14 protein-coding genes are annotated in these 25,201 nt (G+C 63.9%); 7 read left to right on the top strand and 7 right to left on the bottom strand.

What is annotated here, in order from left to right; genetic code table 11:
- Positions 1–592: 592 nt before the first annotated feature.
- The 3 genes from I6F35_RS02345 (at position 593) to prfB (ending at position 5,858) form a co-directional block, all read left to right on the top strand.
- Positions 593–1,888, top strand: coding sequence for an N-acetylmuramoyl-L-alanine amidase (locus I6F35_RS02345; protein ID WP_225116040.1), 1,296 nt, complete (start codon positions 593–595; stop codon positions 1,886–1,888).
- Positions 1,889–2,162: 274 nt separating this feature from the next.
- Entirely contained in the window at positions 2,163–4,649 is a 2,487-nt protein-coding gene (locus I6F35_RS02340; RefSeq protein ID WP_225116039.1) for a penicillin-binding protein 1A, read from the top strand.
- A gap of 77 nt (positions 4,650–4,726) precedes the next feature.
- Positions 4,727–5,858, top strand: a protein-coding gene (prfB, locus tag I6F35_RS02335; RefSeq protein WP_225116038.1) for a peptide chain release factor 2 whose coding sequence is annotated in 2 segments (ribosomal slippage) — positions 4,727–4,795 and positions 4,797–5,858 — 1,131 coding nt in all. Because the reading frame shifts where the segments join, the coding sequence is not laid out codon by codon here.
- A 135-nt stretch (positions 5,859–5,993) separates the two neighbouring features.
- On the opposite strand, the gene I6F35_RS02330 is transcribed toward prfB, so the two are convergent.
- Positions 5,994–8,051 carry a carbamoyltransferase C-terminal domain-containing protein gene (locus tag I6F35_RS02330; protein ID WP_225116037.1) on the bottom strand — a complete coding sequence of 686 codons (2,058 nt, stop codon included), beginning with the start codon at positions 8,049–8,051 and terminating at the stop codon, positions 5,994–5,996.
- Positions 8,052–8,339: 288 nt separating this feature from the next.
- On the opposite strand from I6F35_RS02330, the gene I6F35_RS02325 reads away from it, so the two are divergent.
- A complete protein-coding gene (locus I6F35_RS02325; protein WP_225116448.1) occupies positions 8,340–9,539 on the top strand; it encodes an ABC transporter substrate-binding protein in 1,200 nt (399 codons plus the stop codon).
- A 14-nt stretch (positions 9,540–9,553) separates the two neighbouring features.
- On the opposite strand, the gene I6F35_RS02320 is transcribed toward I6F35_RS02325, so the two are convergent.
- Both I6F35_RS02320 and I6F35_RS02315 read right to left on the bottom strand, forming a co-directional pair.
- Complete coding sequence (locus tag I6F35_RS02320) at positions 9,554–10,912, bottom strand: M23 family metallopeptidase (RefSeq protein ID WP_225116036.1); 1,359 nt, start codon at positions 10,910–10,912, stop codon at positions 9,554–9,556.
- Between the two features lie 95 nt (positions 10,913–11,007).
- Positions 11,008–11,757 carry a peroxiredoxin gene (locus I6F35_RS02315; protein WP_225116035.1) on the bottom strand — a complete coding sequence of 250 codons (750 nt, stop codon included), beginning with the start codon at positions 11,755–11,757 and terminating at the stop codon, positions 11,008–11,010.
- Positions 11,758–11,985: 228 nt separating this feature from the next.
- Between I6F35_RS02315 and I6F35_RS02310 the strand changes: the two genes are divergently transcribed.
- Positions 11,986–15,705, top strand: coding sequence for an AsmA-like C-terminal region-containing protein (locus I6F35_RS02310; protein WP_225116034.1), 3,720 nt, complete (start codon positions 11,986–11,988; stop codon positions 15,703–15,705).
- Between the two features lie 76 nt (positions 15,706–15,781).
- Here the strand turns inward: I6F35_RS02310 and I6F35_RS02305 are convergent, their stop codons facing one another.
- The 4 genes from I6F35_RS02305 to tyrS form a co-directional block, all read right to left on the bottom strand.
- Positions 15,782–17,569: a CYTH and CHAD domain-containing protein gene (locus I6F35_RS02305; protein ID WP_225116447.1), complete on the bottom strand. Its 1,788-nt coding sequence runs from the start codon at positions 17,567–17,569 to the stop codon at positions 15,782–15,784.
- Positions 17,570–18,628: 1,059 nt separating this feature from the next.
- On the bottom strand, positions 18,629–20,326 hold the full coding sequence (locus tag I6F35_RS02300) for a methyl-accepting chemotaxis protein (RefSeq protein WP_225116033.1): 1,698 nt from the start codon (positions 20,324–20,326) through the stop codon (positions 18,629–18,631).
- A gap of 116 nt (positions 20,327–20,442) precedes the next feature.
- On the bottom strand, positions 20,443–21,684 hold the full coding sequence (locus tag I6F35_RS02295) for an MFS transporter (protein WP_225116032.1): 1,242 nt from the start codon (positions 21,682–21,684) through the stop codon (positions 20,443–20,445).
- 55 nt (positions 21,685–21,739) lie between these two features.
- On the bottom strand, positions 21,740–22,996 hold the full coding sequence (gene tyrS / locus I6F35_RS02290) for a tyrosine--tRNA ligase (RefSeq protein WP_225116031.1): 1,257 nt from the start codon (positions 22,994–22,996) through the stop codon (positions 21,740–21,742).
- A 164-nt stretch (positions 22,997–23,160) separates the two neighbouring features.
- Here tyrS and I6F35_RS02285 point away from each other — a divergent pair, with 164 nt between their 5' ends.
- Together I6F35_RS02285 and I6F35_RS02280 are read left to right on the top strand one after the other, a co-directional pair.
- Positions 23,161–24,264, top strand: a complete 1,104-nt coding sequence (locus I6F35_RS02285) for an anhydro-N-acetylmuramic acid kinase (protein WP_225116030.1) — start codon at positions 23,161–23,163, stop codon at positions 24,262–24,264.
- An 83-nt stretch (positions 24,265–24,347) separates the two neighbouring features.
- Entirely contained in the window at positions 24,348–25,025 is a 678-nt protein-coding gene (locus I6F35_RS02280) for a glutathione S-transferase family protein (RefSeq protein WP_225116029.1), read from the top strand.
- The last annotated feature ends 176 nt before the right edge of the window (positions 25,026–25,201 follow it).

Here is a 25,201-nt window from a genome sequence, read left to right as displayed (position 1 = left end):
TTCGCCTCGCGTGGTCGCGATTGTCTGGGGGATGTTGGTCGGCAACACAGTCTGGCGCATTAAGCGGTCGGCCCGTCTGAACATATTTTGGCGGCAAAGAGTACCGCCGCATCCTTCGCTGAAGGCCCGGCGCGGCGCGAAAGCGCTCGCCGGCCAATCGCATATCGGGCCCCTTGCTTGAGCAAGATCCTTGCGGAAAACCGGTATCCAGCTTTCCGGACCATGCTCTGGGGCCGAATAATCAGTTCTGCCGTGTCTCGCCCCTTGCCACACAGAATGTGTCTGGGACCGGACGCCGCTCGGGCTCAAACCGCCACTCCATGTCAGCCGCGCGCGGCGCGGGCTGGGGAGGGACCGGGAAAACACGCTGGCTCCTTCGGGCTTGAAGGTTCCACCGCTGCACCGGGAGGCTGAACGCGACACAACCGGGAGTATTAGCCGTCAGCACCCCGTACATACGTGGATTGGTCGTCGCACGCAAGGGAGCGTCGCGGCGGGGCAACACTCGAACCATTTCGCGAGCGCGGTATTAGGCTCTCGTTAACCCTGTGGTTCTAATGCGGTATGACGGCGGCTCGGAGGGTGCCGAATCGTGGCGGACCGCGCAAATGGACGGGTTTTGCTGGGATGCGGGCTGTTGTGCGCCGCAGCATTGCTGTGCGGCCCCGTCGTTGTTCCCAGCTTAGCTGAGGGAACGCCGCCAAGCCCTTCTGTAAGCTCTGATTTTCCAATCGTTTCCGATGCGCGCTTGGCCGGTGACGCCAAGCAGACCCGATTCGTCGTCGACCTTGACAAGAAGATCCCGTTCCGCGCTTTCACGCTCGCCGATCCCTACCGGGTCGTCGTGGACATTCCCCAGGTGACGTTCCGGCTCGCCCATGGAACCGGCAATACCGGTCGGGGGCTGGTGAAGGCATTCCGCTACGGGCTGGTGCTGCCGGGCGGCTCGCGAATCGTCTTCGACCTGACGGGACCTGCGAAGATCGCCAATTCCTACGTGCTGGACGCGGCCAACGGCCAGCCGCCGCGCCTGGTCCTGGAACTGGAGCAGGTCGACCGCAACGCGTTCAATCAACAACTCACGCCCGAGGACCGGCCGGAGCTGAAGCCGACCATTGCGGAAGCCAAGGCGGCGATGCCGGCCGAAGCTGCGCCTGCCGCGACGCCGGGCGAGCCGCCGGATACGCGACCCCTGATCGTGATCGATCCCGGCCATGGCGGCATCGACAACGGCACCCAGTCGAACGGCGAGCTGGAAAAGAATCTCGTGCTCGGCTTCGGGCTCGCATTGCGCGACCGGATCGAGAAGTCGGGCAAATACCGGGTCGTCATGACCCGCACCGACGACACCTTCATTCCCCTGAACGACCGGGTCAAAATTGCCCGCAGCCAGTCGGCGGCGCTGTTCGTCTCGATCCATGCCGACGCGCTGCCGCGCCGGGAAGGCGACGCCCAGGGCGCGACCGTCTACACGCTGTCGGACAAGGCCTCCGACGCCGAAGCCGAGCGACTGGCAGAAGCCGAGAACAAGGCAGACGCCATCGCCGGGGTGAATCTGTCCGACGAGCCGACCGAAGTCGCCGATATCCTGATCGATCTCGCCCGCCGCGAGACCAAGACATTCTCGAACCGTTTTGCGCGGCTCCTGGTGTCGGAGATGAAGACGGCGGCGCGGATGCACAAGCACCCGCTGAAATCGGCGGGCTTTCGGGTCCTGAAGGCGCCCGACGTGCCCTCGGTCCTGGTCGAGCTCGGCTATGTCTCCAACAAGGGCGACCTCGAGCACCTGGTATCGGAGAACTGGCGCAACAAGGCGGTCGGATCGATGCTGCAGGCCATTGACGCCTTTTTTGCCAAGCGACTCGCGACGGCCACGCCCGACAAGTGACTTTGAGGGGAAGTGACTTGGTCGAGAGAAGTGACTTGGCCGAGAGAAGTATTTGGCCGAGAAAACGCGCCGCTGGGAACCGGGAAGCCCTAGTTTGGCCACAGCGGCAACGGTATAGGGAATTGATTGGGGCCCCGCGGAATCAGCCGATTTTGTCCGCCGAGCGCTGTATTGTTCGCCTCAAGCACCGGCAGGCTGTTAAGGCCGGGGCATTCGCAACGAGGAACTGTCGCCGGCTGGTTCGGCGCAACAGGGTTGGAACGGAACTTCGATAATGCGCTTGCTGGTGCGGTTCATGGGTTTCTTGTTCGCCGCGGGGACCGTCGTGTTTCTGGTTGGCGTGGCCGGCGTCGCGGGCGCGATCTGGCATTTCTCCAAGGACCTGCCCGACTATTCGCAGCTTCAGGATTATGAGCCGCCGGTGATGACGCGCGTGCACGCGTCCGATGGCTCGCTGCTCGGTGAATATTCCAAGGAGCGGCGGCTCTATCTGCCGATTCAGGCGGTGCCGAAGCTCGTCATCAACGCGTTCCTTGCGGCCGAGGACAAGAATTTTTACGAGCACGGCGGCATCGATTTCCAGGGCATGGCGCGCGCTGCGATGCTGTACGCGCAGAACTATGGCTCGGGCCGCCGGCCGCAGGGTGCGTCGACGATCACCCAGCAGGTCGCCAAGAACTTCCTGCTCACCAACGAGGTCTCGTTCTCGCGCAAGATCAAGGAAGCGCTGCTGGCGATGCGCATCGAGCGCGCCTATTCCAAGGATCGCATCCTCGAGCTCTATCTGAACGAGATCTATCTGGGCCTGGGTGCCTACGGCATCGCCGCCGCCTCGCTGGTCTATTTCGACAAGTCGGTGAACGAACTGACCGTCGCGGAGGCCGCCTATCTCGCCGCGCTGCCGAAGGCGCCGGCGGCGCTGCATCCGGTACGCAACCGCGACCGTGCGATCGAGCGCCGCAACTACGTGATCGACCGCCTGCTCGAAAATGGCTGGATCAAGCAGGCCGACGCCGACAAGGCGCGCAAAGAGCAGCTGATCGTCACCAACCGCAGCAACGGCGCGCATACCTTCGCCGGCGAATATTTTGCCGAGGAAGTCCGCCGCGACATCTTCGAGCGTTACGGCGAGAAGAAGCTTTACGAGGGCGGCCTGTCGGTGCGCACCTCGCTCGATCCCAAGATCCAGGTGATGGCGCGCAAGACCATGGCCGCCGGTCTCGTCAACTACGACGAAGCGCAGGGCTGGCGCGGCCCGATCACCAAGCTCGATGTATCAGGCGATTGGGGCGTCAAGCTCGCCGATGTCAAATCGCTCTCCGACATCTCGCCGTGGCGAATGGCGGTGGTGCTCGAGACCAGCGACCAGTCGGCGCGGATCGGATTCCAGCCCGGACGCGAGCTCGGTGGCGCCGTCAGCAAGCAGCGGCAGACCGGCATTATCACGCTCGATGGCGTACGCTGGGCGAGGCCCACTGCCGGCGCGGCGCGCGGGCGGACGCCAACGGCGGTGTCGCAGGTGCTCGCGCCCGGTGACGTCATCTATGCCGACCCCTTGGTGACGAAGGAGGGGACGGCGGTGGAGGGCCAGTACCGGCTGCGGCAATTGCCGGAGATTTCCGGTGCCATGGTCGCGATGGATCCCTGGACCGGCCGCGTGCTGGCCATGGTCGGCGGCTTCTCGTTCGATCAGAGCCAGTTCAATCGCGCCACGCAGGCCTATCGGCAGCCGGGCTCGTCGTTCAAGCCGATCGTCTATTCGACGGCGCTCGATAACGGCTACACGCCGTCCACCGTCGTGGTCGACGCGCCCATCGAAATCGACCAGGGGCAGGGGGCCGGCGTCTGGCGTCCGGAGAACTATTCGACCGGCAGGTATTACGGCCCGACCACGCTGCGCAATGCGCTGGCGCGCTCGCTCAACACCGTCACGGTGCGGCTGGCGCAGGACATCGGCATGCCCCTGATCGGCGAATACGCCAAGCGCTTCGGCGTCTATGACGAACTGCCGAACTATCTCTCCTATGCGCTGGGCGCCGGCGAGACCACGGTGATGCGGATGGTGACGGCTTATTCGATGTTCGCCAATGGCGGCCGCCGTGTGAAGCCGACGCTGATCGACCGCATCCAGGATCGTTACGGCCACACCATCTACCGGCATGACCAGCGCGAATGCCGTGGCTGTGATGCGCCCGGCGGCTGGAAGAACCAGCCCGAGCCGCAGCTCGTCGATCGCCGCGAGCAGGTGCTCGATCCGATGACGGCCTACCAGATCACCTCGATGATGGAAGGCGTGGTTCAGTACGGAACCGCTACTGCAGTGAAGGAAGTCGGCAAGCCGATTGCCGGCAAGACCGGCACCACCAACGACGAGAAGGACGTCTGGTTCATCGGCTTCTCGCCGGATCTCGTGGTCGGCGTCTACCTCGGCTACGACAAGCCGCGCAATCTCGGCCGCAAGGCCACCGGCGGCGCATTGGCCGCGCCGGTCGCGCGCGACTTCCTCAAGCTGGCATTGGCGGACAAGCCGGCGACGCCGTTCAAGATCCCGGCCGGCATCAAGCTCGTCCGTGTCGATTCCAAGAGCGGCATGCGCGCCGGTCCGGGCGAAGGTGGACGCACCATCCTGGAAGCGTTCAAGCCGGGCACGGCGCCGCCGGATAGCTACTCCGCGATCGGCGTGGCCGATGCCGAGGGCCGACTGCCGCCGGCGGTCGCGCCAGACGCGGGTGCGATCATGCGTCCCGGCGGATTGTATTAGCATCGCGGCCGATTGCGCTTTTGCGCTTCGGTCGCTACATCCCTCGCCAGAGATTCATCATTCAGACCTGAAGAACCATGCGCGCGGAAGTCGAACGCCTTGTTGAAGAGATCAAGCAGTCTGTCGGGCTGCTGAGGAGGCATCTTTGACGTCGAGAAATCGACGGCACGGCTGGCCGAGCTGAACAAGCTCGCCGAAGATCCTGATCTCTGGAACGATCCCCAGAAAGCCCAGAAACTGATGCAGGAGCGCACCTCGTTGGAGGATGCGCTGTCCGGCATCAGCAAGGTCGAGCGCGAGCTCGAGGACAACGTCGGCATGATCGAGCTCGGCGAGGCCGAGAACGATGAGGGCGTCGTCGCGGAAGCCGAGAAGGCGCTCAAGGACCTCAAGAAGGAAGTCGCGCGGCGCGAGCTGGAGGCGCTGCTGTCGGGCGAAGCCGACAAGTTCGACTCCTATGTCGAAGTCCATGCCGGTGCGGGCGGTACCGAGAGCCAGGACTGGGCGCAGATGCTGCTGCGCATGTACACGCGCTGGGCGGAGAAGCATGGCTTCAAGGTCGAGTTTCTCGAGGAATCCCAGGGTGAAGAGGCCGGCATCAAATCGGCCACGATCCAGATCAGCGGCCACAACGCTTATGGTTGGCTGAAGACGGAAGCCGGCGTGCACCGCCTGGTGCGGATCTCGCCGTTCGATTCGAATGCGCGCCGCCACACCTCGTTCTCGAGCGTGACGATCTTTCCGGTGGTCGACGACAGTATCAAGATCGACATCAAGGAATCGGATGTGCGCACCGACACCATGCGCTCCGGCGGTGCCGGCGGCCAGCACGTCAACAAGACCGAATCGGCGGTGCGCCTGACGCACATTCCGACCGGTATCGCCGTGGTCTGCCAGGCCGGCCGCTCCCAGCACAAGAACCGCGCGCAGGCGTGGGACATGCTGCGCGCCCGGCTCTACGAGATCGAATTGAAGAAACGCGAGGAGCAGGCCGCCGCCGATCAGGCCGCCAAGACCGATATCGGCTGGGGCCACCAGATCCGCTCCTACGTGCTGCAGCCCTATCAGATGGTGAAGGACCTGCGCACGGGCGTGCAGACCTCTGACACCGCCGGCGTGCTCGACGGCGATCTCGATGAATTCATGGCGGCCACGCTGGCGCAAAAGGCTTTCGGCACGACGGCCGGCGCGATCGAGGACGTCGATTAAGGGAGCGCGCCGTTCGGCTAGAGCATGATGACTTTTCTTCGAATCGTCATCCCGCTCTAGCTCTTTGTTTGAGCATGATCTTTTTCGGAAAGCCGGTCCCACTTTTCCGGATCATGCTCTGGCTCACGCAAGCGGCTACGCGCTCTTCCACTCTGACAACCAGCCTGTGAACCGGCCGCTGTCGCGCTCGCCGCCGTGCCATGCCGCGTGCACGGTCCCGTCGCTTGCGACCATGATGACGGCGTCCAGTCCCTTGGAGCGGCGCAGCGTATCGACGGCCTGGCCCGGCGTCTGCGCGATCGGGCCTGCGACATTGAACGAGGTGTTGACCGACAGTTCGACGCCGATGCGGCGGCCGAGCGCCTTGAGATAGGCGTAGGTGAGGGGATCGTCCTGCTCGCGCACGATCTGGATGCGGCCGGTGCCATCGGCGTGGATGACGGCCGGAATCTTGTCGCGCGCGTGCGGCTTCGACCGCGCCGTCAGCACCATGTAGTTGTAGGCGTTGTAGTCCTCGTCGGAGGCCCCGGGCAACAGCTCGAAATAGTACTGCGCCGCCTGCAGCGTCGCCATCGGTGCCAGGGGTCGGATCGCCTCGCGATATTTGACGCGTTGGTTGAGCCGCTCACGCGTGTCGGGATCGCAGGGGTTGGCGAGGATCGAGCGATGGCCGAGTGCGCGCGGACCGGTTTCGGCCGCACCCTGATAGATCGCGATCACGCCGTTCTGCGCCACCATGAGCGCCATCAGGTCGGCGATTGCGTCGCGTCCCTCAGGCGTCGAGATGTCGCCGATCCGCCGCGATGCGATGTCATTCGCCTTCAAGGCGGCGGCGATGTCGTCGGACGCCGGCGGCGTGCCGCAGAAGAACGCATGCGTCATGGGCGCGCCGCGTGGTGCGCCGGCGAGATGCGCGAACAGCCAGGCGGCGCCGATGGTAACGCCGGGATCGCCGGGCACCGGCGGCACCCACAGATGCAATCGCGCGCTCCGGCCCTGCGCATTGGCAAACCAGGTTTCATCGAAATGCTCGATCAGCCGCATATTGCCGACGGCGTTGAGCGCGACGCCGCCGGTCAGCACCAGTCGATTCGCACCGGTCATGCGCAACAGATGATCGACGACATGGATCATCGCATCCTCGAACACGAGCTGCGTCGCGGCGGCCTTGTCGAGACGATCCTGGGTGTCGGGGCGGTGCTTGATGTCCTCGACACGCAGCACGGCATCCGGATTCCAGAGCTGTTCCGGCTTGAGCGGTTCGCCGAGGATATCGGTGAGCGCGGCCTTGTACGGATTGTCGAACGGGTCGCAATACCAGTTCGCCAGCGTGCGATTGAGCCAGATCTCGCCGTCGGCGCCGAGATGCAGCACCTTGCGCAGTCGCCGGTAATAGGGGTTGCTCGATCGGCTCATGTCGCCCCAGGCGGCCGCGCCCATGTAGCGTCCCTCGCAGGACAGCCAGGTCCAGCCGCCCTGGGTCGAGGCGATCACGCTGTAGAACGCGCCTAGTGAATCGAACATGCTCTCGTTGCAGTAGAGGCGGCGCATCGCGCCTTTCTCGACGACATAAAGCGACACCGAGCCGAGATCGCCGGTACCGTCGAGCACGGCGATGGCGACCGGCTCGCCGTCATCCTTGAAGGGAGAGGCCGCAAACGAGAACCAGGCGTGGTTGTCGTGGTGCGGCAGGCAGATCAAGGGCACGCGTTCGGAAAGCTTGAGCTGGCGCGCCAGGATTTTTGGCGTCCGCGTCATCTGCTCGAGGCGACGGCTGTCGAAGCCTGCGGCCTCCGTGGTGCGCAACAATTTCAGGCTGTGCGGCAATTCCTCCAGCACCGAGCGCGCTAGCGTGCCGGCGAGCGTCGGATAGTCCCAGCTCGTCAGCCAGGCGTCGATCGCGCCGACATCGCGTCCCATGCTGCGCAACGTCGCGACCACCGCGTCGATCGATTTTTCCGGATATTCGGTGGTGTGCTTGTTGCCGGAAAAGCGCTCCTCCTCGTTGTTGACGATCAGGCGCGGGCCGTCCCGCTGCGTCACCTCGACCAGCGCGATGCCCGAATTGTGCGTGCCGGGGGCGCCGAGGCCCGCAAGATAAACGGTCTCACCACGCGCGAGCTTGTCGCGCACGGCGGCAATCCGCGCGTTGGCAAACTCGGAGCCGAGCTGATGGAAGCCTGCCGCTCCCATTGTCTTCGCCGCCAGCCATCGCGCGGCGCGAGAGCCGGCGGCGGCGAGCCTGCGATGTCGCGGACCAATTCGCGTATTCGGTTCCAAGTCGAGTGCCCCGTCATCGGTAATCGTCTGCATCAATCACACTTGGCGCTGCACAACAATGCCGTTTCGTTGCGCGGAATAAGTGTGCGCTTGCAGGGGGCCTGGAGCCTTGCAACACTCGGACAAAATAAGGCCGATAAGAACAAAACAAAAAGGGAGAAAACAATGCTGCCTCGCATGCAGAAGCTTGTCTTGCCCACCATGGTCGCCGCTGCAATCGGCCTTGCGACCGTTGCCAACGCCCAGAAAAAATACGACCCCGGTGCCGGCGATACCGAGATCAAGGTCGGCAACATCATGCCCTATAGCGGGCCCGCGTCGTCCTACGGTGTGATCGGAAAGACCGAAGCGGCTTATTTCAACATGGTCAACGCCGAGGGCGGCATCAACGGACGCAAGATCAATTTCATCTCCTACGACGACGCCTATAGCCCGCCGAAAGCGATCGAGCAGGCGCGCAAGCTGGTCGAGAGCGACGAAGTGCTCCTGATCTTCCAGCCGCTCGGCACGCCCTCGAATTCGGCGATCATGAAATACATGAACGCCAAGAAGGTGCCGCAGCTCTTCGTCGCTTCCGGCGGCACCAAATTCGGCGATCCCAAGAACTTTCCCTGGACGATGGGCTTTCAACCCAACTACCAGAGCGAGGGACGGATCTATGCCAAGTACATCCTTGAGCATTTCCCAAACAGCAAGATCGCCGTGTTCTGGCAGAACGACGATGCCGGCAAGGATCAGTTCAAGGGACTGAAGGATGGGCTCGGCGACAAGGCGAGCATGATCGTGGCCGACAAGTCCTATGAGGTGAGCGATCCCAGCGTCGATTCCCAGATCGTCGCGTTGCACGATTCAGGCGCCGACGTCTTTTTCTCCTGGGCCGCACCAAAGGGCTCGGCACAGGCGATCCGCAAGGTCGGCGAGCTCGGCTGGAAGCCGAAATTCTTCCTCGCCAACACCGCAACCTCGGTGGCGTCGGTATTGAAGCCCGCCGGCCTGCACTATGCGAAGGATATCATCTCCACAGCCTACCTGAAGGATCCGACCGACCCCACCTGGAAGGACGATCCCGGCGTGAAAGCCTGGCGCGCCTTCATGGACAAGTATTATCCTGATGGAGACAAGGCGAATGCGAACAATGTCTATGGCTATGTCCAGGCGCAGGCGATGGTGCAGGTCCTGAAGCAGTGCGGCGACAATCTCACGCGCGAGAACGTTATGAAGCAGGCCGCGAACCTGAAGAATTTCCACTCCGACCTGATGCTGCCGGGCATCATGGTCAATACATCCCCCGACGACTATTTCCCGATCGAGCAGATGCAACTGATGCGGTTCAACGGCGAGTCGTGGGAGCTGTTCGGCGATGTCATTACGGGCGAGGTCGGCTACGACAGCTCGCGCTGAAATGCTCGCGTCGCTCAGCCTGCGCTGAGGCGCACGCCGGCGCGCAGGAATTTCTGCGGGTCGACCGCGTCGCCGTCGATGCGCGTCTCGTAGTGCAGATGCGGTCCGGTCGAACGGCCGGTCGAGCCGACCGCGCCGATCACCTGACCGATCTTGACGTTTTCGCCGACCTTGACGTTGATCTCCGACAGGTGGCCGTAGCGGGTCGAAAGGCCGTTACCATGGTCGACTTCCACCATGCGGCCATAGCCGCCGGCCCAGCCCGATGACACCACCTTGCCGTTGGCGGTGACGCGGACGGGGTCGCCCATCGCGGCGCGGAAATCCAGGCCGGTATGCATCGCAGGGCGGCCGAGGAACGGATCGGTGCGGACGCCGAAGCCCGAGGTGAACTCGACTTCGCCGATCACCGGCTTGCGGTACGGCACCAGTGCCAGCGTCGCGTTCAGCCGCAGCATCTGTGCGCGGGTGATGTTGATCCGGTTGAGTTGCCGCTCGAACGGACCGGCGTCGGCGGGCAGCTTCACCGGCACGAAGGGACCGCCGATGCCCGAGCGCGGGGTCGCGGCTTCGAGCTGGGCCATGTTGAGGCCGAGATCGGTGATCACGCCGCGCATCCGGCGCACGCGCGATTCCATGGTTTCCTCGGCCGAGCTCAGTGCCGCCATCTGGCGCCGCTCGACCTGGTCGAGCGAGGTCTGCAGGCGGACCAGAACATTGTCGACGCCCTGCAGTTTGGCGAACTGGTTCACCGGCGCCGCTGCCTTGATCGGAGCACGGGATTCCAGCCGCGCCTCGCGATCCGGCGGCGCCACGAAGATCACGGTGTCGTTGATCGGCGAGGGTTTCGGTGTCGCCGCCTGATCCGGCGCGGCATTGCGTCCGGGCGGGCGGATCGAGCCGGTCGTTGCAAGATCCGGCATCGAACCGAGCGCGGTGGCGCGCGCCTCGAGCGCGGTCTGCCGGCGCATGATCTGCTCGAGCTTCTGGTCGAACTGCTCCTGGTCCAGGAGCTGCCGGCTGGTGGTGCGGTCGACCTTGGCACGCAATTCGGCGATCCGGTCCTCATAGGCGAATTGCATCTCGGCCTGGCGGGCGAGCAGCCGGGTCAGGACGTCCTCGCGGAACGCAAAATAGGTCGCAGTTGCCGCCGACCAAATGCCGAGCAGGACCACCGAACCGACCGCGGCCCAGAACAGGACCGGGCCAATGCGGACCTGCTTGCCGGCATGGACGAGGGTGTAGTCGTTCGCCGGCTGTGTGGCGCCTGCGGCATGAGTGGCCGGGCGGCGGGGCGACGTCCGCCCGTGCTCTCGTGGATGATGATAGTGGTGCTGGTGATGGTCGAAATGGTGACCGGAACGATAAGACATCGGCACTCCCGCGCCGGTCGGATCAAGTTCCGTACGGCCTCAGCAGGGTCGATTTGAGCCGGTCATGGTTAATTTTCCGGAAACGGGGCTGGTGATCACAGCGACCGCGCGGCGGCCAGGACCGCGTCGGCATGGCCATCAACCCGCACATTACGCCAGATCCTGGCGACCCGGCCGTCGGCATCGACCAGAACCGTGGTTCGAAGAATCCCAAGGAAGGTCTTGCCGTACATGGATTTTTCGCCCCAAGCCCCGTAGGCCTCCAGCATCTCGTGCTGTTCATCCGAACCCAAGGGAATGCCGAGCTGGTGCTTGTTCCTGAACGATTCCTGCGCCTTCACCGTGTCGCCGGAGACGCCGAGGACCTCGGTGCCGCTTGCGGCAAATGCATCCTTGAGCCGGGTGAAATCGATCGCCTCCCTGGTGCAGCCGGGCGTGTCGGCGCGCGGGTAGAAGAACAACACCAGCTTCTTGCCGGCGAAGTCGGTGAGTGAAACCTCACCACCGCCATCGCGAGGCAGGCGGAAGTCGGGGGCCTTGGCACCCTCGACCAGGGTGGTCGATTTGGCCGCAGCCGATGCAGCGGATTTTAACGATTTCGATGCGGCCTTGTGGGACGATTTGGCCGAAGCGGCTTTGGCCGCCTTGCTGGATTTCTTTGCGACCGCCTTGCGCGCCTTTGCGGCGGGCGGTGTGACCGATGCGACGGCCCTGCTGCTGCGAGCCTTGACCCCAGACGATTTGGCCCCAGACGATTTGGCCCGAGACGATTTGGCTCCCGACGGCTTGGCCGAAGACGACCTCGCTGTGGTCTTGGAGGATTTCTTGCGCGTTTTCTTGGACATACGCCTTCCTTTCGTCGCTTTCCGCGGCTCAACAATTGAATCAGTGCGGGTCTTGTCCCCGGCGATCGGATTTGCGCCGACTGCTGGGCAAGTGTGATGGCGCCGGAGTATGGTCACAAGGATTTCGACGCGTCATCCGTCCGCTCGCCGAGCCGGCCTTCGAAAGTTCGCTCAAATGTTCACTTGGGGCTGACGGCGAGTAACAGTATTAATCGAGGATTGGCAGCGATGCCGGCACAGGAGCGCTCGATATGGATCGACGGGCGCGCCTTGGGCGGCGATCAACCTCAACGCCTGCACCGAGAGGCAATGGCAAGGAATACGTCGTCCGAAGGATCGCTCCAAGGCCACAGCCCGAATCCGCGTGCCGACGCCCCTTACTGCGGTTGGGGCGACGAGACCGGCTGGGATGAGCATGACGAGGCGGCCGGCCATCGCGCGCGGCGGCTGTTGTCGCGTTCGGATTCCGGCCTGCATCGAATCGGCGCCTTCTTCGGCGGCACGCGGCGGTCGGCTCATAGCCGGCGTTGGGTCAAGCGTATCGCGCTCGTGCTGGGCGTATTGGCGACGATCTTCATCGGCTGCTTCGGCGCGCTGTGGTGGCGGCTGGGAGCGGGACCGATCAATCTCGACATGGCGACCCCGTGGCTCGCGGCGGCGATCGAGGACAATATCGGCCACGGCAACACGGTCGAGGTCGGCGGCACCCAGATCGAGCGCGCCGGACCTATCCGGATCGCCGTGCGCATCCGCGACATCATCGTGCGCGACCGCGACCATGCGATCGTCGCGAGCGCTCCGAAAGCCGAGGTCAAGCTGTCCGGCACCGCGCTCCTGATGGGGCAGCTCCGCGCCGAAAGCCTCAACCTCGTCGATGCCGAACTCGCGATCCGGATCACGCCGGACGGCTATGTGACCGTGTCCGCCGGCGACACTGCCAAGCCGCTCGCGACCGGTGTCGCGTCCAAGCATAAGGCCGGCCTGCCGCCGACATTCCCGCGGCCGGCGTCGCCGGAGCAGCCGCTGTCGCCGCCGTCGTCGCCATCCGTCAGCGCGCCGGCGCCGCCCGAGAGCACGCAGAGCGGATTGCTCGCCGGCCTCGACTGGCTCGACAGCCTCAGCATGACCGGCCTCGACGGCCAGAACCTCAACGAGATCGGCCTGAAGAACGGCAACCTGATTGTCGATGACCAGCAGCGCGGCAGCAAATGGACCTTCGAGAATATCAGCCTCAGTCTGCGGCGGCCAAGCAACGGCGGCGTGGCGCTGAGCGTCGGCGAAGAGGGCGCCCGTCCGTGGTCGCTGCGCGTCGCGGTCGGACCGCTCAGGGATGGCGTCCGCTCGGTCGACCTGCGCGCCGACAAGCTGCCGTCCGCTAACATCCTGCTCGCGCTCAGGGTGAAGGATCTCACCTACAATGCCGAGCTGCCGCTGTCCGGCGAGCTGAAGGGTGAGCTCGGCCGCGACGGCCTGCCGACCTATTTCCGCGGCAAGATCACCGCCGGCGCCGGCAACCTGATCGACACCGATACGCCCGATTATCCGATGGCGATCGATTCGGCGGAAGTGAACGTCGAATGGGACGCCGGACGGCGCGTGCTGCTGGCGCCGTTCAAGGTCATCTCCGGCGCCAACCGGGTCACGCTGCTCGCCCATCTCGAGCCGCCGAATGACGATATCAACGACTGGCAGCTTGGCCTGAGCGGCGGCACCATCCTGCTCGCGGGCATCGACAATGAGCCGCCGCTGATCTTCAACCGCATCGCGGTCGGCCTCCGTTTCGACACCGACAAGAAACGCGTGCTGCTGACGCAGGCCGATATCAGCAATGGCGAGATCGGCATCGCCGGCACCGGCAGCGTCGATTATTCCGGCGAACCGCGGCTGCAGCTCGGCTTCGCGGGCACGCCGATGTCGGCCTCGGCGCTGAAGCGGATCTGGCCGGCCCTGATCGTGCCGGAGTTGCGCGAATGGGTGATCGAGCGGATCGAGCGCGGCACGCTCCAGCGCATCGAGGTCGGCGTCAACTCGCCGGTGCGCAACCTGTCGCGCAAGGGGCCTCCGATCCCGGATGAAGGACTTGCCGTCAACATCATCGCGAGCGGCGTGACGGTGCGCCCGGTGGACGAGATGCCTGTGGTCCATGACGCCGACTTGCGGGCACGGGTGACCGGCCGCACCGCCACCGTCAACATCACCCAGGGCATCGCCGACACGCCGGGCGGGCGCAAGATCACGCTGTCGGACTTCAGTTTCGAAGTCCCGGACCTGGTGCCGAAACCCTCGCCGGCGAAGATCAAATTCCGCGTCGACTGTCCGGTCCCGGCCTGCGCCGAAATCCTTGCCTCCGATCGCCTCAGCGATGTGTCGGGGACGTCGTTCGTCGATCCCAATGCAAGCAAGGGGACGGTCTCGGCCACGATCAATCTCGGTCTTCCGGTCAAGGGCGTGCTGACCAAGGAAGACACGACTTACGCCGTCACCGCCGATCTCGGCAGCGTCGCGATCGACAAACTGGTGATGAACCAGAAGCTCGAGGCCAACGCGCTGAAGGTCGTCGCCAACAATGCGGGCTATCAGGTCAAGGGCGACGTCAAGATCGGCGGGCAACCGGCTTCGCTGGATTACCGCAAGCCGAGCGAGGGCGATGCCGACATCCGCCTGCAGTCGACGCTCGACGATGCGGGCCGCGCGCGGCTCGGCCTCGACCTCGGGTCTGCGGCGAGCGGCGCGATCCCGGTCAAGGTCGTGGGCAAGATCGCGAGCAGCAGCGATCACGACAGCAAGCTCGGCGTCGAGGCCGATCTGACCCAGCTCAGGCTGGACAACGTCCTGCCCGGGTGGGTCAAGTCATCGGGCAAGTCGGGCAAGGTCACCTTCAACGTAGTGCAGAAGCCGCAGTCGACGCGCTTTGAGGACATCGTGGTCGAAGGCGCCGGCGCCTCGATCAAGGGATCGGTGGAAGTCGACCAGAACGGCGATCTCATGAACGCCAGCTTCCCGACCTATTCGCCCTCGGAAGGCGACAAGACCACGCTGCGCGCCGACCGCGGGCCTGACGGCATCTTGAAGGTCTCGATGCGCGGCGACGTGTTCGATGGCCGTGGCTTCCTCCGCACGGCGATTTCGGGCCGCGACGACCCCAAGAACAAGACCAGGAACATCGACTACGACATCGACCTCAAGCTCGGCGCGGTTGTCGGCTTCAATGGCGAAGCATTGCGTAGCGTCGACGCAAAGGTCTCCAAGCGCAACGGTGCCATCAAGGGTATTACGCTGAACGGCAAGATCGGGCGCGATACGCCCGTCACCGCCGATCTGCGCGGCCGCCAGCAGGGGCGCGAGGTGGTCTACCTGCAGACCAACGACGCCGGCGCGTTCTTCCGCTTCACCGACTTCTATTCCAAAATCGTGGGCGGTCAACTCACGCTCGCGATGGAGCCGCCGGCGGCGGAGCCGAGCCCCAAGGAAGGCCTGATCAACATCCGCGACTTCTACGTCAAGGGCCAGGCCGAGCTTGACCGCATCGCGGCGGGCGGCGCGCCAGGCTCGACGAGCGGCGTCGCCTTTACCGCCTTGCGCGCCGAGTTCACGCGGCAGAGCGGATTGCTCACGATCCGCGACGGCGTCGTCAAGGGGCCGTCGATCGGCGCGACCATCGAGGGCAGCATCGACAACAACGCCAACCAGGTGCGCATGAGCGGCACCTTCGTGCCGATGTACGGGCTGAACAACATGTTCGGCCAGTTGCCGGTGCTTGGCCTGTTCCTCGGTGGCGGCAGCAACGAGGGCCTGATCGGCGTGACCTACGAGGTCGTGGGGACGCCGGCGCAGCCGGTGCTGCGCGTCAATCCGATTTCAGCGATCTTTCCCGGCGTGACGCGGAAGATCATGGAGTTCAACACCGGCAAGCAGAACAACCAGGTGGAATTCCCGCCGAATAATTGAGCGGTCCACGGCCTCCCATTCGGCCGCCGAGTCCACCGCCCGCGAGATGCCGCGCCGAAGTCATCGACAGCGGCAGTCACCCCTCGGCTCCTCTCAACCACGGTGCCTTGGTTTTCCTGAAATCCTGCCACGTGTTTCGCAGGCGTGCCTCGACGCCGATCGATGCATGCGCCTGCCAACCGGCGATCGCGGCTGTAGCTGTGCGGCTCTGCGAGAGCTCGCCACCGAGTTCAGCAAAAAGCGAGTCCGTGATCGCCATGTCGTTAAAGGAGCCAAGTTCCTCCTGTAAGTCAGCGAGCCTGCGAGAGAACCGCCTGACGGACTTTCGGTCTCTGTACAGCGGCAACAGGAAGTCGCCGACGTAACGCAGTCGCTTCGCCGCGAGCCTCAATCGGTGCAGCTTTTCCGCCGGAAGCGATTTGAAGCGGCGACCGCGCTTCAGCACTCTTGCATACTGATCCGACAGGATGCGTCCGGCGAAGTTGATGGCGGGCTCGGCCAGTCGTCCGAGATCTTCGGCGGCGACGTCGCTGCGCCATCCTCTGGCCTCGATCCAGCCGCCGAGGCCGATCAGGAAACATGAGCAGCGGCGGTCGGCCAGCGCGAGACGCACCTTCTGGTAGGCCGCTGATCGGCAATTCTCTGCGATCTGCTCCAGGGCATCGAAGCCGGCGACCGACGGACAGGCCCGCGCGATGGTCGGCAGCGTCCCCCGTTGAAACATATCCCAATCACGCGCGGCGGATAGGTTTTGCGCCAGCCACCTTGCTTCCGACCGGAACGAGTCGAGGTTGCTCAACGGGCCGACGGATCGCATCAGATCCAGGGCCGCGCGAAGGCGGCGCAGCGACACGCGAAGCTGGTGGACTCCCTCAGGATCACGACCGTCCTCAGCCGCCGCCAGAGATCCAAGCAGATGGTGAAGGCAGGAGCGCAGGATCTTTGCAAAGGCCTCATCGAGGGATATTGCCGGATCGAGCCGAAGCTTTCGCGGTTTCCGCAGGGCTGGGGAGGCATTGGCCGCGAGGTCATAGCCGCGCGCCGACTTGCTGCGGATTGACGGTCGCACTTGCCCATGATCCGCGAGACGCAGCGCGAGGTCGTAAATCGCGCTCGCGCTTCCACCCTTGAGCTCCAACTCGATCTCGCTCACGGACATCGATTGATTGCCCGACTTCAGCGATCCCTGATCGAAAGCGACCTCGATCGTTCCCGACGGCAGCTCAACGATTCGCGCGTGCCGGTGGATGTCAGCGGTGAAGACCGCCTCAAGCGGATCACGTCTGAGATCCGAGCGAAGTTTGGGCGGAATGAAGGGCATCGCGAGTTCGACATCGGGCGCAATCGATGGAACATTCGCCTCCCACTCGCCACGCCGGAGCGGATCGTCTGCGAATTCGGCTTTCACGGTCTGCACGAACCGTGTGCCGTTCTGGCGAACTCGCAAGCTTAATCCGTTTTGTCTCAGCGTCCGCTTGGGCGTATCGTAGTAGACGGATTTGAGGTGCTTTCGTGTGCCCTTGTTGCGTGCATTCGTCGCAATGATCGGAGCGGCGTTGAAATCCGCCATGCGATCGGCATCGACAAGAAGCTTGAGTTCGATCTCACTGCCGGGAGGGTGGCCACCGTTTTGAACGCGCGGTTCTGACGTTGGGTCGTCGCCTTGACTCTGCGCCGTATGACGTTGCGACTCTTCAGGGAGAATCTTCGGCGACTCCTGCGGGCTGGGTTCTGTGATGCCGTGTTGCTTGGAGGCAACAGACTCTTCCGCCCTTTTGTTGTCCTGCGTGGCAGGAACGTTATCGAGCTCGTGCACGGCGTGTGTACTTGCCTTGGCCGGCGTCGGTAGGTCGGATTCTGGCATGAGATTGTGTGACGGTTGGATGACGATTGGATAACACATCGTAGCGCGATCCAAAAGAAGAACGACATCAATCGCCGTGAAGAGATTATCTGCTTGGGCAAGCCGGATCAGGCAAAGTTTAAGCTTTCATTCTGGCCCACTCGGACGGAATGGACGCATTGTCGCAGCGCAAGAAAGACAGGCGATGTCAATGTTGGGACGACAACGTCGAATAAGGCCCGATTGAGCTTTCATCGCTCCGGGACCGCGGCTTGCAAAACGAGGAAAACCACCGCCAGCCTAACTTTGCCGCGCGAATCCATTTGTCGCCATCCCGTGCGAGTGGTTCAATTGCTCGCCAATTCGACTCGTTGAAATCCGGGAGATGCAAAGGTCAGCGAGGTTTACGCTATGCTTGCCGAAAAGTTCTTTCTGGTGCTGGAGACGCTAAGAAGCCACGCATCCGATGGGAAACCGCAGATCGTGACAAGCACCACGGAGCATGTTCCAGTCGCTCCGTCGCGCAGGAAGCCAGTGAAGGGCTGAGTTACGTCGCAATTTGAGACCACGCATTGCGAGGTCAGTGATGTCCGCGCCTGGCCTTAAGTCTGCGCTCCAGCTTCACCATGCCTGCTGTCTGAGGTCGGCCCGACATCACTGTGCGCTTGCTTAATTGCAGCGTTTGACCTGGCCGGGTTTGACGCCGGCCGGCTTCGGCAACTGGCGCGAGGTTTATTGACCCCGTTAACTGCAGGGAACTGATCACGGCATTGGCATCGCTGCGGGGGCTATTGCCCCGCCTTCACCATGATTTGGGGCGTAAATCCTGCGAATTCCGAGCAAAGAATGGGCAGGGCAGTGCCAGTGACGGCTCAGCTCCATAAGACAGCGGAGGAGGAGCACGAAGAGCAGCTTCGCAACCTCGTCCGCGTCGTTTCAGCCTGCACCTTGGGACTTTGGTCCTTTGCTGCGGGCATCCTGATCGGGACCTTTTTTCTGTTTTGAGCAGCGTTAGACGCCGCCTGACATGCTGTCGGCGTGCGTACACCCGATTCAATGGCCTCGTAGCAAAGCGCCCGCTTACGCGGCGCGGACGCCGGCGAGGAACGTCGAGACTTCGCCGGAAAGCTGTTCGGCCTGCTTGGAGAGGTTGCTGGCCGCGGCGAGCACCAGTCCTGCGGCATTGCCGGTCTCGTTGGCTGCGGCGCTGACGCCGCCGATATTGGTCGTCACCTCCCTGGTCGCTTCCGCCGTCTGCGACACGCTGCGCGCGATCTCGGCTGTTGCGGCGCCCTGTTGCTCGATCGCGGAGCCGATCGATGTTGCGATCGTGCTGACCTCTTCGATCGTGGCAGTGATGCCGTCGATCGCCTCGACCGCCTCCCTGGTTGCGCCTTGGATCTGCGCGATACGCGTGCCGATCTCCTTGGTCGCTTCCGCAGTCTGGCTCGCCAGGCTCTTGACCTCGGAAGCAACCACGGCAAAGCCGCGGCCGGCTTCACCGGCGCGCGCGGCCTCGATCGTGGCGTTGAGCGCCAGGAGGTTGGTCTGCTCGGCAATGCTGGAGATCAGCTCGGCGACGTGCTCGATCTGCTGGGCACCGTCGGCGAGCGCACGCACGATGGTATCGGTGCGGCGCGCGCTTTCGACGGCGCGGCCGGTGATATTGGCGGACTGGGTGACCTGACGGCTGATCTCGGAGATCGACGAGGACAATTCCTCGGCAGCCGAGGCGACGGTCTGGACGCGGGAGCTTGCTTCCGTTGCCGCCGAGCCGACCACGGATGCGCGATGATTGGTGCCTTCGGCTGTCGCGGACATCGACTTCGCGGTGGTTTCCAGCTCGCTGGATCCCGACGCCATCAATCCGACGAGCTGGCCAACCGATGCGTCAAAGCGATCGGCGAGCGCAATCAGGGCGTCGCGCTTTTCCTTTTCGCTCCGCTGCTTGGTCGCAACCTGTTCGGCTTCCAGCGCCCGTGCGGTGATCGCGGTCTGCCGCAGCACCTCCAGCGTTTCCGCCATGCGGCCGATCTCATCGCCGCGCCCAGTCTCCTCGACCGCTTCGTCGAGCGAGCCTTCGGCAATGCGCTGCATCCGGTTCTTCTGGCGCTCCAGCGCGCCCACGACGTCGCGGGCAATCAGCCAAGACAACAGCCCCATCAGCAGCATGAGACCGCCGCCGATCGCGCCCAGCTGCAGCAGCACGGCATTCATGTCGGCGTCGATGTCATCCACGTAGAGTCCGTAGCTCATGACGATGTTCCACGGCTCGAAGGCGCGAACATAGGTCATTTTCCGCGCCGCCACGGTCTGACCGGGACGCGGATAAAGGTAGGACGTGGTGCCGCCTTCGGGGCTCTGCCGGCCGGCGGCGATCTGGGCATCGGCGATCAGCACGCCATTGGCATCCTTGGTGCCGTTGATCTTGCCTTCGAGTTTGGGATTGGCCGTGTTCAACAGCAGCGACGTGTCCGCGATATTGTAGGCGTTGGGATATCCCTGGCCGTTGTTGAAGGTCATTTTCCGGCCGCGCTGGCGAAACTGTTCCTTCGCCTCGGCAATTGTCATCTTGCCGGCCGCGACATCTTCCTGCAACGACTGCGCCACGCCGTAGAGCAGGTCGACGGCGGTCCGCATCTGGGCGACACGATCGTCCAGCATCCGGTTTCGGTTGATCCAGGCCGCACCCGCGACGATCGCGAAAACGGTCAGTGCCGCGAGAACCACCATGCTGGCGAGTTTGGTGCGGATCGTCAGTCGGCTGAGAAGGTTCATTGCGGCCTCTGCGGGAATAGTTTCCCGAGGCGTAGCAGAAACTGTCTTACCAATGGTGAATGCGGCAGGCCATCAAGGGGATACCTCCGAGGCGCGCGGCGAACACGATGACTTGGTCAGCGGCGCAGCGCCGGCACCACCAGGAACGGAATCATTCCGATGACTACGCTGACCAGCGCGAAGGCGATCACCGGATTGTAGCTGTGGGTGAAGTCGTGGATCAGGCCGCCGGCCCACGAGCCGAACGCGGAGCCGAGCCCGCTGCCGATCGAGACCGTGCCGTAGATCGTGCCGACCCGCTTGCCGCGGAAGAGCTTCATGGCGGTGGCCGTGAGCAGCGGCCCGCGGGAGCCGATCATGCTGCCGAAGGAGACGACGAAGCCGGTCAGCAGCCAGAAGTTCGGATACCACTGCAACAGCCAGAGCAGGATGATGCCGAGGATCGAGACTGCATAGCTGAACAGGACCGACGGCCGGCGCCCGATGATGCCATCGAGTTCGGAAACACCGAGCATGCCGAACAGGAGCACGACGCCGCTGAAGCCCCACGCGGTCGCAGCCTGCAGCGGCGGGAAGCCGGCGTCGATCAGATAGGCCACGATCTGTGCCGAGATCGCATACATGCCGATCGCGGTGAAGAAGAAGGTCGCAAACAGCGCCCAGAACGCGTGGTGGCGCATCGCGCTCAGCAGCGTCCAGCCTTCGTCGACGATGTCAGGATCGACCTTTTTCACCACATGCGGCGAGCCACGCGAGAAGCGTCGCCATGGCAACAGCAATAATGGCACCAGCAGGCACAACGCCGTGATGCCGAAGATCTGGTAGGCGCCGCGCCAGCCGACGTGATCGATCAGGATTTGCGAGGCCGGCAGCAGCACCAGCACGCCGGCGCCGGTGGCGGAATAGACCACCGCCATCGCGGTCGGCAGGCGAGGGCCGAACCAGCGGCCGAGCAGGATCGAGTTCGGCACATTGCCGATGAAGGCGATCCCGACGCCGACGCAGAGGCCGATGCTGAACTGCAATTGCCAGAGATATTGCGCGTGCGCCGCGACCAGGAACGAACCGCCGAGCAGGAGCAGTCCGAGCGAATAGACGGCGCGCGGCCCCGAATGGTCGAACAGGCGACCGATCAGCGGCGCGGTCAGGCCGCCGGCAAGCCAGGTCAGCGAATAGACCGAGACGATCTGCGCGCGATCCCAGCCAAAACTTTCCGAGATCGGTTTGAGGAAGACGGTGAAACTCTCGCCGAGGCCGCGACCGATTACCGAGAGTGCAAAGCACAACGCAAGCACGTTGAGCGCGACGCGCGTCGGCGGCTTCGCGGCGTTTTTCTCCCCAGGCGTGTTCTTGTCCATGAAGGGAGGGAGCGCGTTTCCGCGCCTCCCCGCAAGCCGCAAAAAGCGAATGCGCCTATGCAGCCCTCAACAGGACGTGCCGCTTCTTGCCGAGCGACAGCTTGATCACGCCTTCCGCGGTGAGGTTCAACGGCGTCAGCACCATCTTCTCGTCGGTGACGGCGATGTCGTTGACGCGCAGTCCGCCGCCCTTGATCTGGCGCCGGGCCTCGCCGTTGGAAGCGACAAGGCCGGCCTTCACATAGGCTGCGAGCACGCCGATGCCGGCATCCAGTTCGCCGCGCGGAATTTCCACCGTTGGCAGCGTCTCGGCCAGCGCGCCTTCCTCGAAGGTGCGCCGCGCGGTCTCGGCGGCTTCATTGGCGGCGTCGCGGCCGTGGAGCAGGGCGGTCGCTTCCGTCGCCAGCACCTTCTTGGCCTCGTTGATCTCGGAGCCCTGCAGCGCCTCCAATTTCGCGATCTCGCTCATCGAAAGCGTCGTGAACAGTTTCAGGAAGCGCCCGACGTCGGCGTCTTCGGTGTTGCGCCAGTATTGCCAGTAATCGTAGGGGCTGAACTGGTCGGCGTTCAGCCACACCGCGCCGGCCGCGGTCTTGCCCATCTTGGCGCCGGAGGCCGTGGTCAACAGCGGTGTGGTCAGTGCGTAGAGCTGACGGGTGCCCATGCGGCGGCCGAGGTCGACACCGGTCACGATGTTTCCCCACTGATCGGACCCGCCCATCTGCAGATTGCAGCCGTACCGACGCGCCAGTTCGACAAAGTCGTAGGACTGCAGGATCATGTAGTTGAATTCGATGAAGCTCATCTCCTGGTCGCGCTCGAGGCGGAGCTTGACCGAGTCCATGGAAAGCATGCGGTTCACGGAGAAATGACGACCGATGTCCCGCAACATCTCGATGTAGTTGAGCTTGGTCAGCCACTCCGCATTGTCGGCCATCACGGCGTCGGTCTTGCCGTCCCCGAACTTCAGGAATCGCTTGAAAACGTGCTTGATCGATTCCTTGTTCGCGTCGATCTGCTCGATGGAGAGAATTTGGCGCGTTTCGTCCTTGCCGGAGGGGTCACCGACGCGGGTAGTGCCGCCGCCCATCAATGTGATCGGCCTGCCCGCACCGGTTTCCTGCAGCCAGTGCAGCATCATGGCCGACAACAAATGGCCGATATGCAGAGACGGGGCGGTGCAGTCGTAGCCCACATAGGCCACGACCTCTCCCTTGGCGGCGAGCGCGTCGATGCCCGCGGCGTCCGACACCTGATGAATGAAGCCGCGCCACTGCAGCTCATTCATAAAATCCGATTTAAATGTAGTCATTTGTCGGCGACTCTGATCATTCTTATTTTACGGTAATTGCAGCCAGTTGCGGAACTATGACCGAACGGGCTGCCGCCGCAGGGAACGCTGTGGCATTATAAGATGTGCTTGTTTGATACAAGTCGGGCGTCAGGGCAGGGCAAAGGGGCGTCGAAGGCACACGGATGATGTTGACCGCACTCGGTCTGATGAGCGGGACCTCGCTCGATGGGGTCGACGTTGCACTGATCGAAACCGACGGAAAGCAGGTCAAGTCGTTCGGGCCGTCCGGCTACCGGCCCTACACCAATGCCGAGCGCGGCCTGCTGCGCCAGGCGCTCACCGAAGCCGTTCATCTGTCGCATCGCGACGCGCGGCCCGGAATCCTGGGCGAGGCCGAACGCGCCGTGACGCTGGCGCATGCCGAGGCGGTGGCCGCCTTCATCGCGCAAAATCGAATCACGCCGGAGGAGATCGATATTGTCGGCTTCCACGGCCAGACCGTGCTGCACCGGCCCGAGCGCAGGTTGACGGTGCAGATCGGCGACGCCCCGGCGCTGGCGAAGGCCATCCACATTCCCGTGATGCACGATTTCCGTGCCGCCGATGTCGAGGCCGGCGGTCAGGGCGCGCCCCTCGTGCCGGTCTATCACCGGGCGCTTGTGCAATCCGTGCCGCGGGAGGGGCCGACCGTGGTAGTGAATGTCGGCGGCGTCTCCAACATCACGTATATCGACGGGACCGACACGCTGATCGCCTGCGACACCGGTCCCGGCAACGCGCTGCTCGACGACTACATGTTCCGCGTCATGAGCCAGCCGTTCGACTGCGACGGCCGGTTTGCCGCACAGGGCAGGGCGGATGAGGCCTGGATTGCGCGCGCGCTGGAATTGCCGTTCTTCGCGCTGCCGCCGCCGAAATCGCTCGACCGCAATGATTTCGCCGCGTTAAGGCTCGGCGAGGTCGCGCCCGCCGACGGCGCGGCGACGCTGACCGCCTTCACTGCCGCCGCGATCGCTCGCGTGGTGCCGCTACTGCCCAAGGTGCCGAAGAGCTGGATCGTCGCCGGCGGCGGCGCGCGCAATCTGACCATGCTGCGGATGCTGCGCGAGCGGGTTGCGCCCGCGACCGTCGAAGCGGCCGATGCGCTCGGCTGGTCGGCGGATGCGATCGAGGCACAGGCTTTCGGCTTCCTTGCGGTCCGGGGGATGAAGGGCCTGCCGCTGAGTTATCCCGCCACCACCGGCGTGCCGATCCCGATGACCGGCGGCGTCATCGCGCGGCCCTGATAGATGCAACTGCATCCATCTTGACGGTTTCATGCAAATGCATTTAAATCGGGGTGCGTGCATGAACCAGCAAGGAGGGCGCCATGGCCGCCGCGTTGAAACTGATCAGCCACAAGCTCTGTCCCTATGTGCAGCGTGCGGTGATCGCGCTCGCGGAGAAGGGCGTCGCTTTCGAACGGATCGATATCGATCTCGCCAATAAGCCGGACTGGTTCCTGAAGATATCGCCGCTCGGGAAGGTGCCGGTGCTGACGGTTGCGACCGACAGGGGCGAGGTCGCGCTGTTCGAGAGCAATGTGATCTGCGAATATATCGAGGAGACGCAAGCCGGCGCCAAGCTGCATCCGCAGGATCCGCTGGCGCGTGCCGAGCACCGCGCCTGGATGGAATTCGGCTCTGCGATCCTGAGCGATCTCTGGGGCCTCGAGATCGCCACGGACGCCGCGACGTTCGAGACCAAACGGCAGGCGGTCGCCGCCAAGTTTAGCCGGGTCGAGGCGGCGCTCGGCGCAGGCCCATACTTCGCGGGCGAAAGATTCAGCCTCGTCGATGCGGTGTTTGCGCCGATCTTCCGCTATTTCGACGTGTTCGATGAGTTCACCGATCTTGCGGTGTTCAACGATATGTCAAAGGTGCGGAAGTGGCGCGCGGAACTGGCGAAGCGTCCGAGCGTGAAGGCCGCAGTCGGCGCGGACTATCCGCAACTGCTGCGCGCGTTCCTCAAGCAGCACGACGCGCATTTGTTGAAGCTTGCGGCGTAAGCCGCCTGGATCTGTCGCCCGGATGGAGCGAAGAGACTGGGCAAGAATAGTTTTGAGCGTCCGGCTAGGCTGGCGCGCTCAATTCCGGACAGATCCTAGCTTTTGGGCAGAAGATCAGGGTGTGGAAGCCGGCTATGGCCGCTGACGCAATGTTGAGCAGCAGGGGCACGAGATAA

Source organism: Bradyrhizobium sp. BRP22 (assembly GCF_020194175.1).
GTDB lineage: Bacteria > Pseudomonadota > Alphaproteobacteria > Rhizobiales > Xanthobacteraceae > Bradyrhizobium.
The sequence above is the reverse complement of the archived record's forward strand: the minus strand, read 5'-3'. Positions and strand labels throughout refer to the sequence as shown.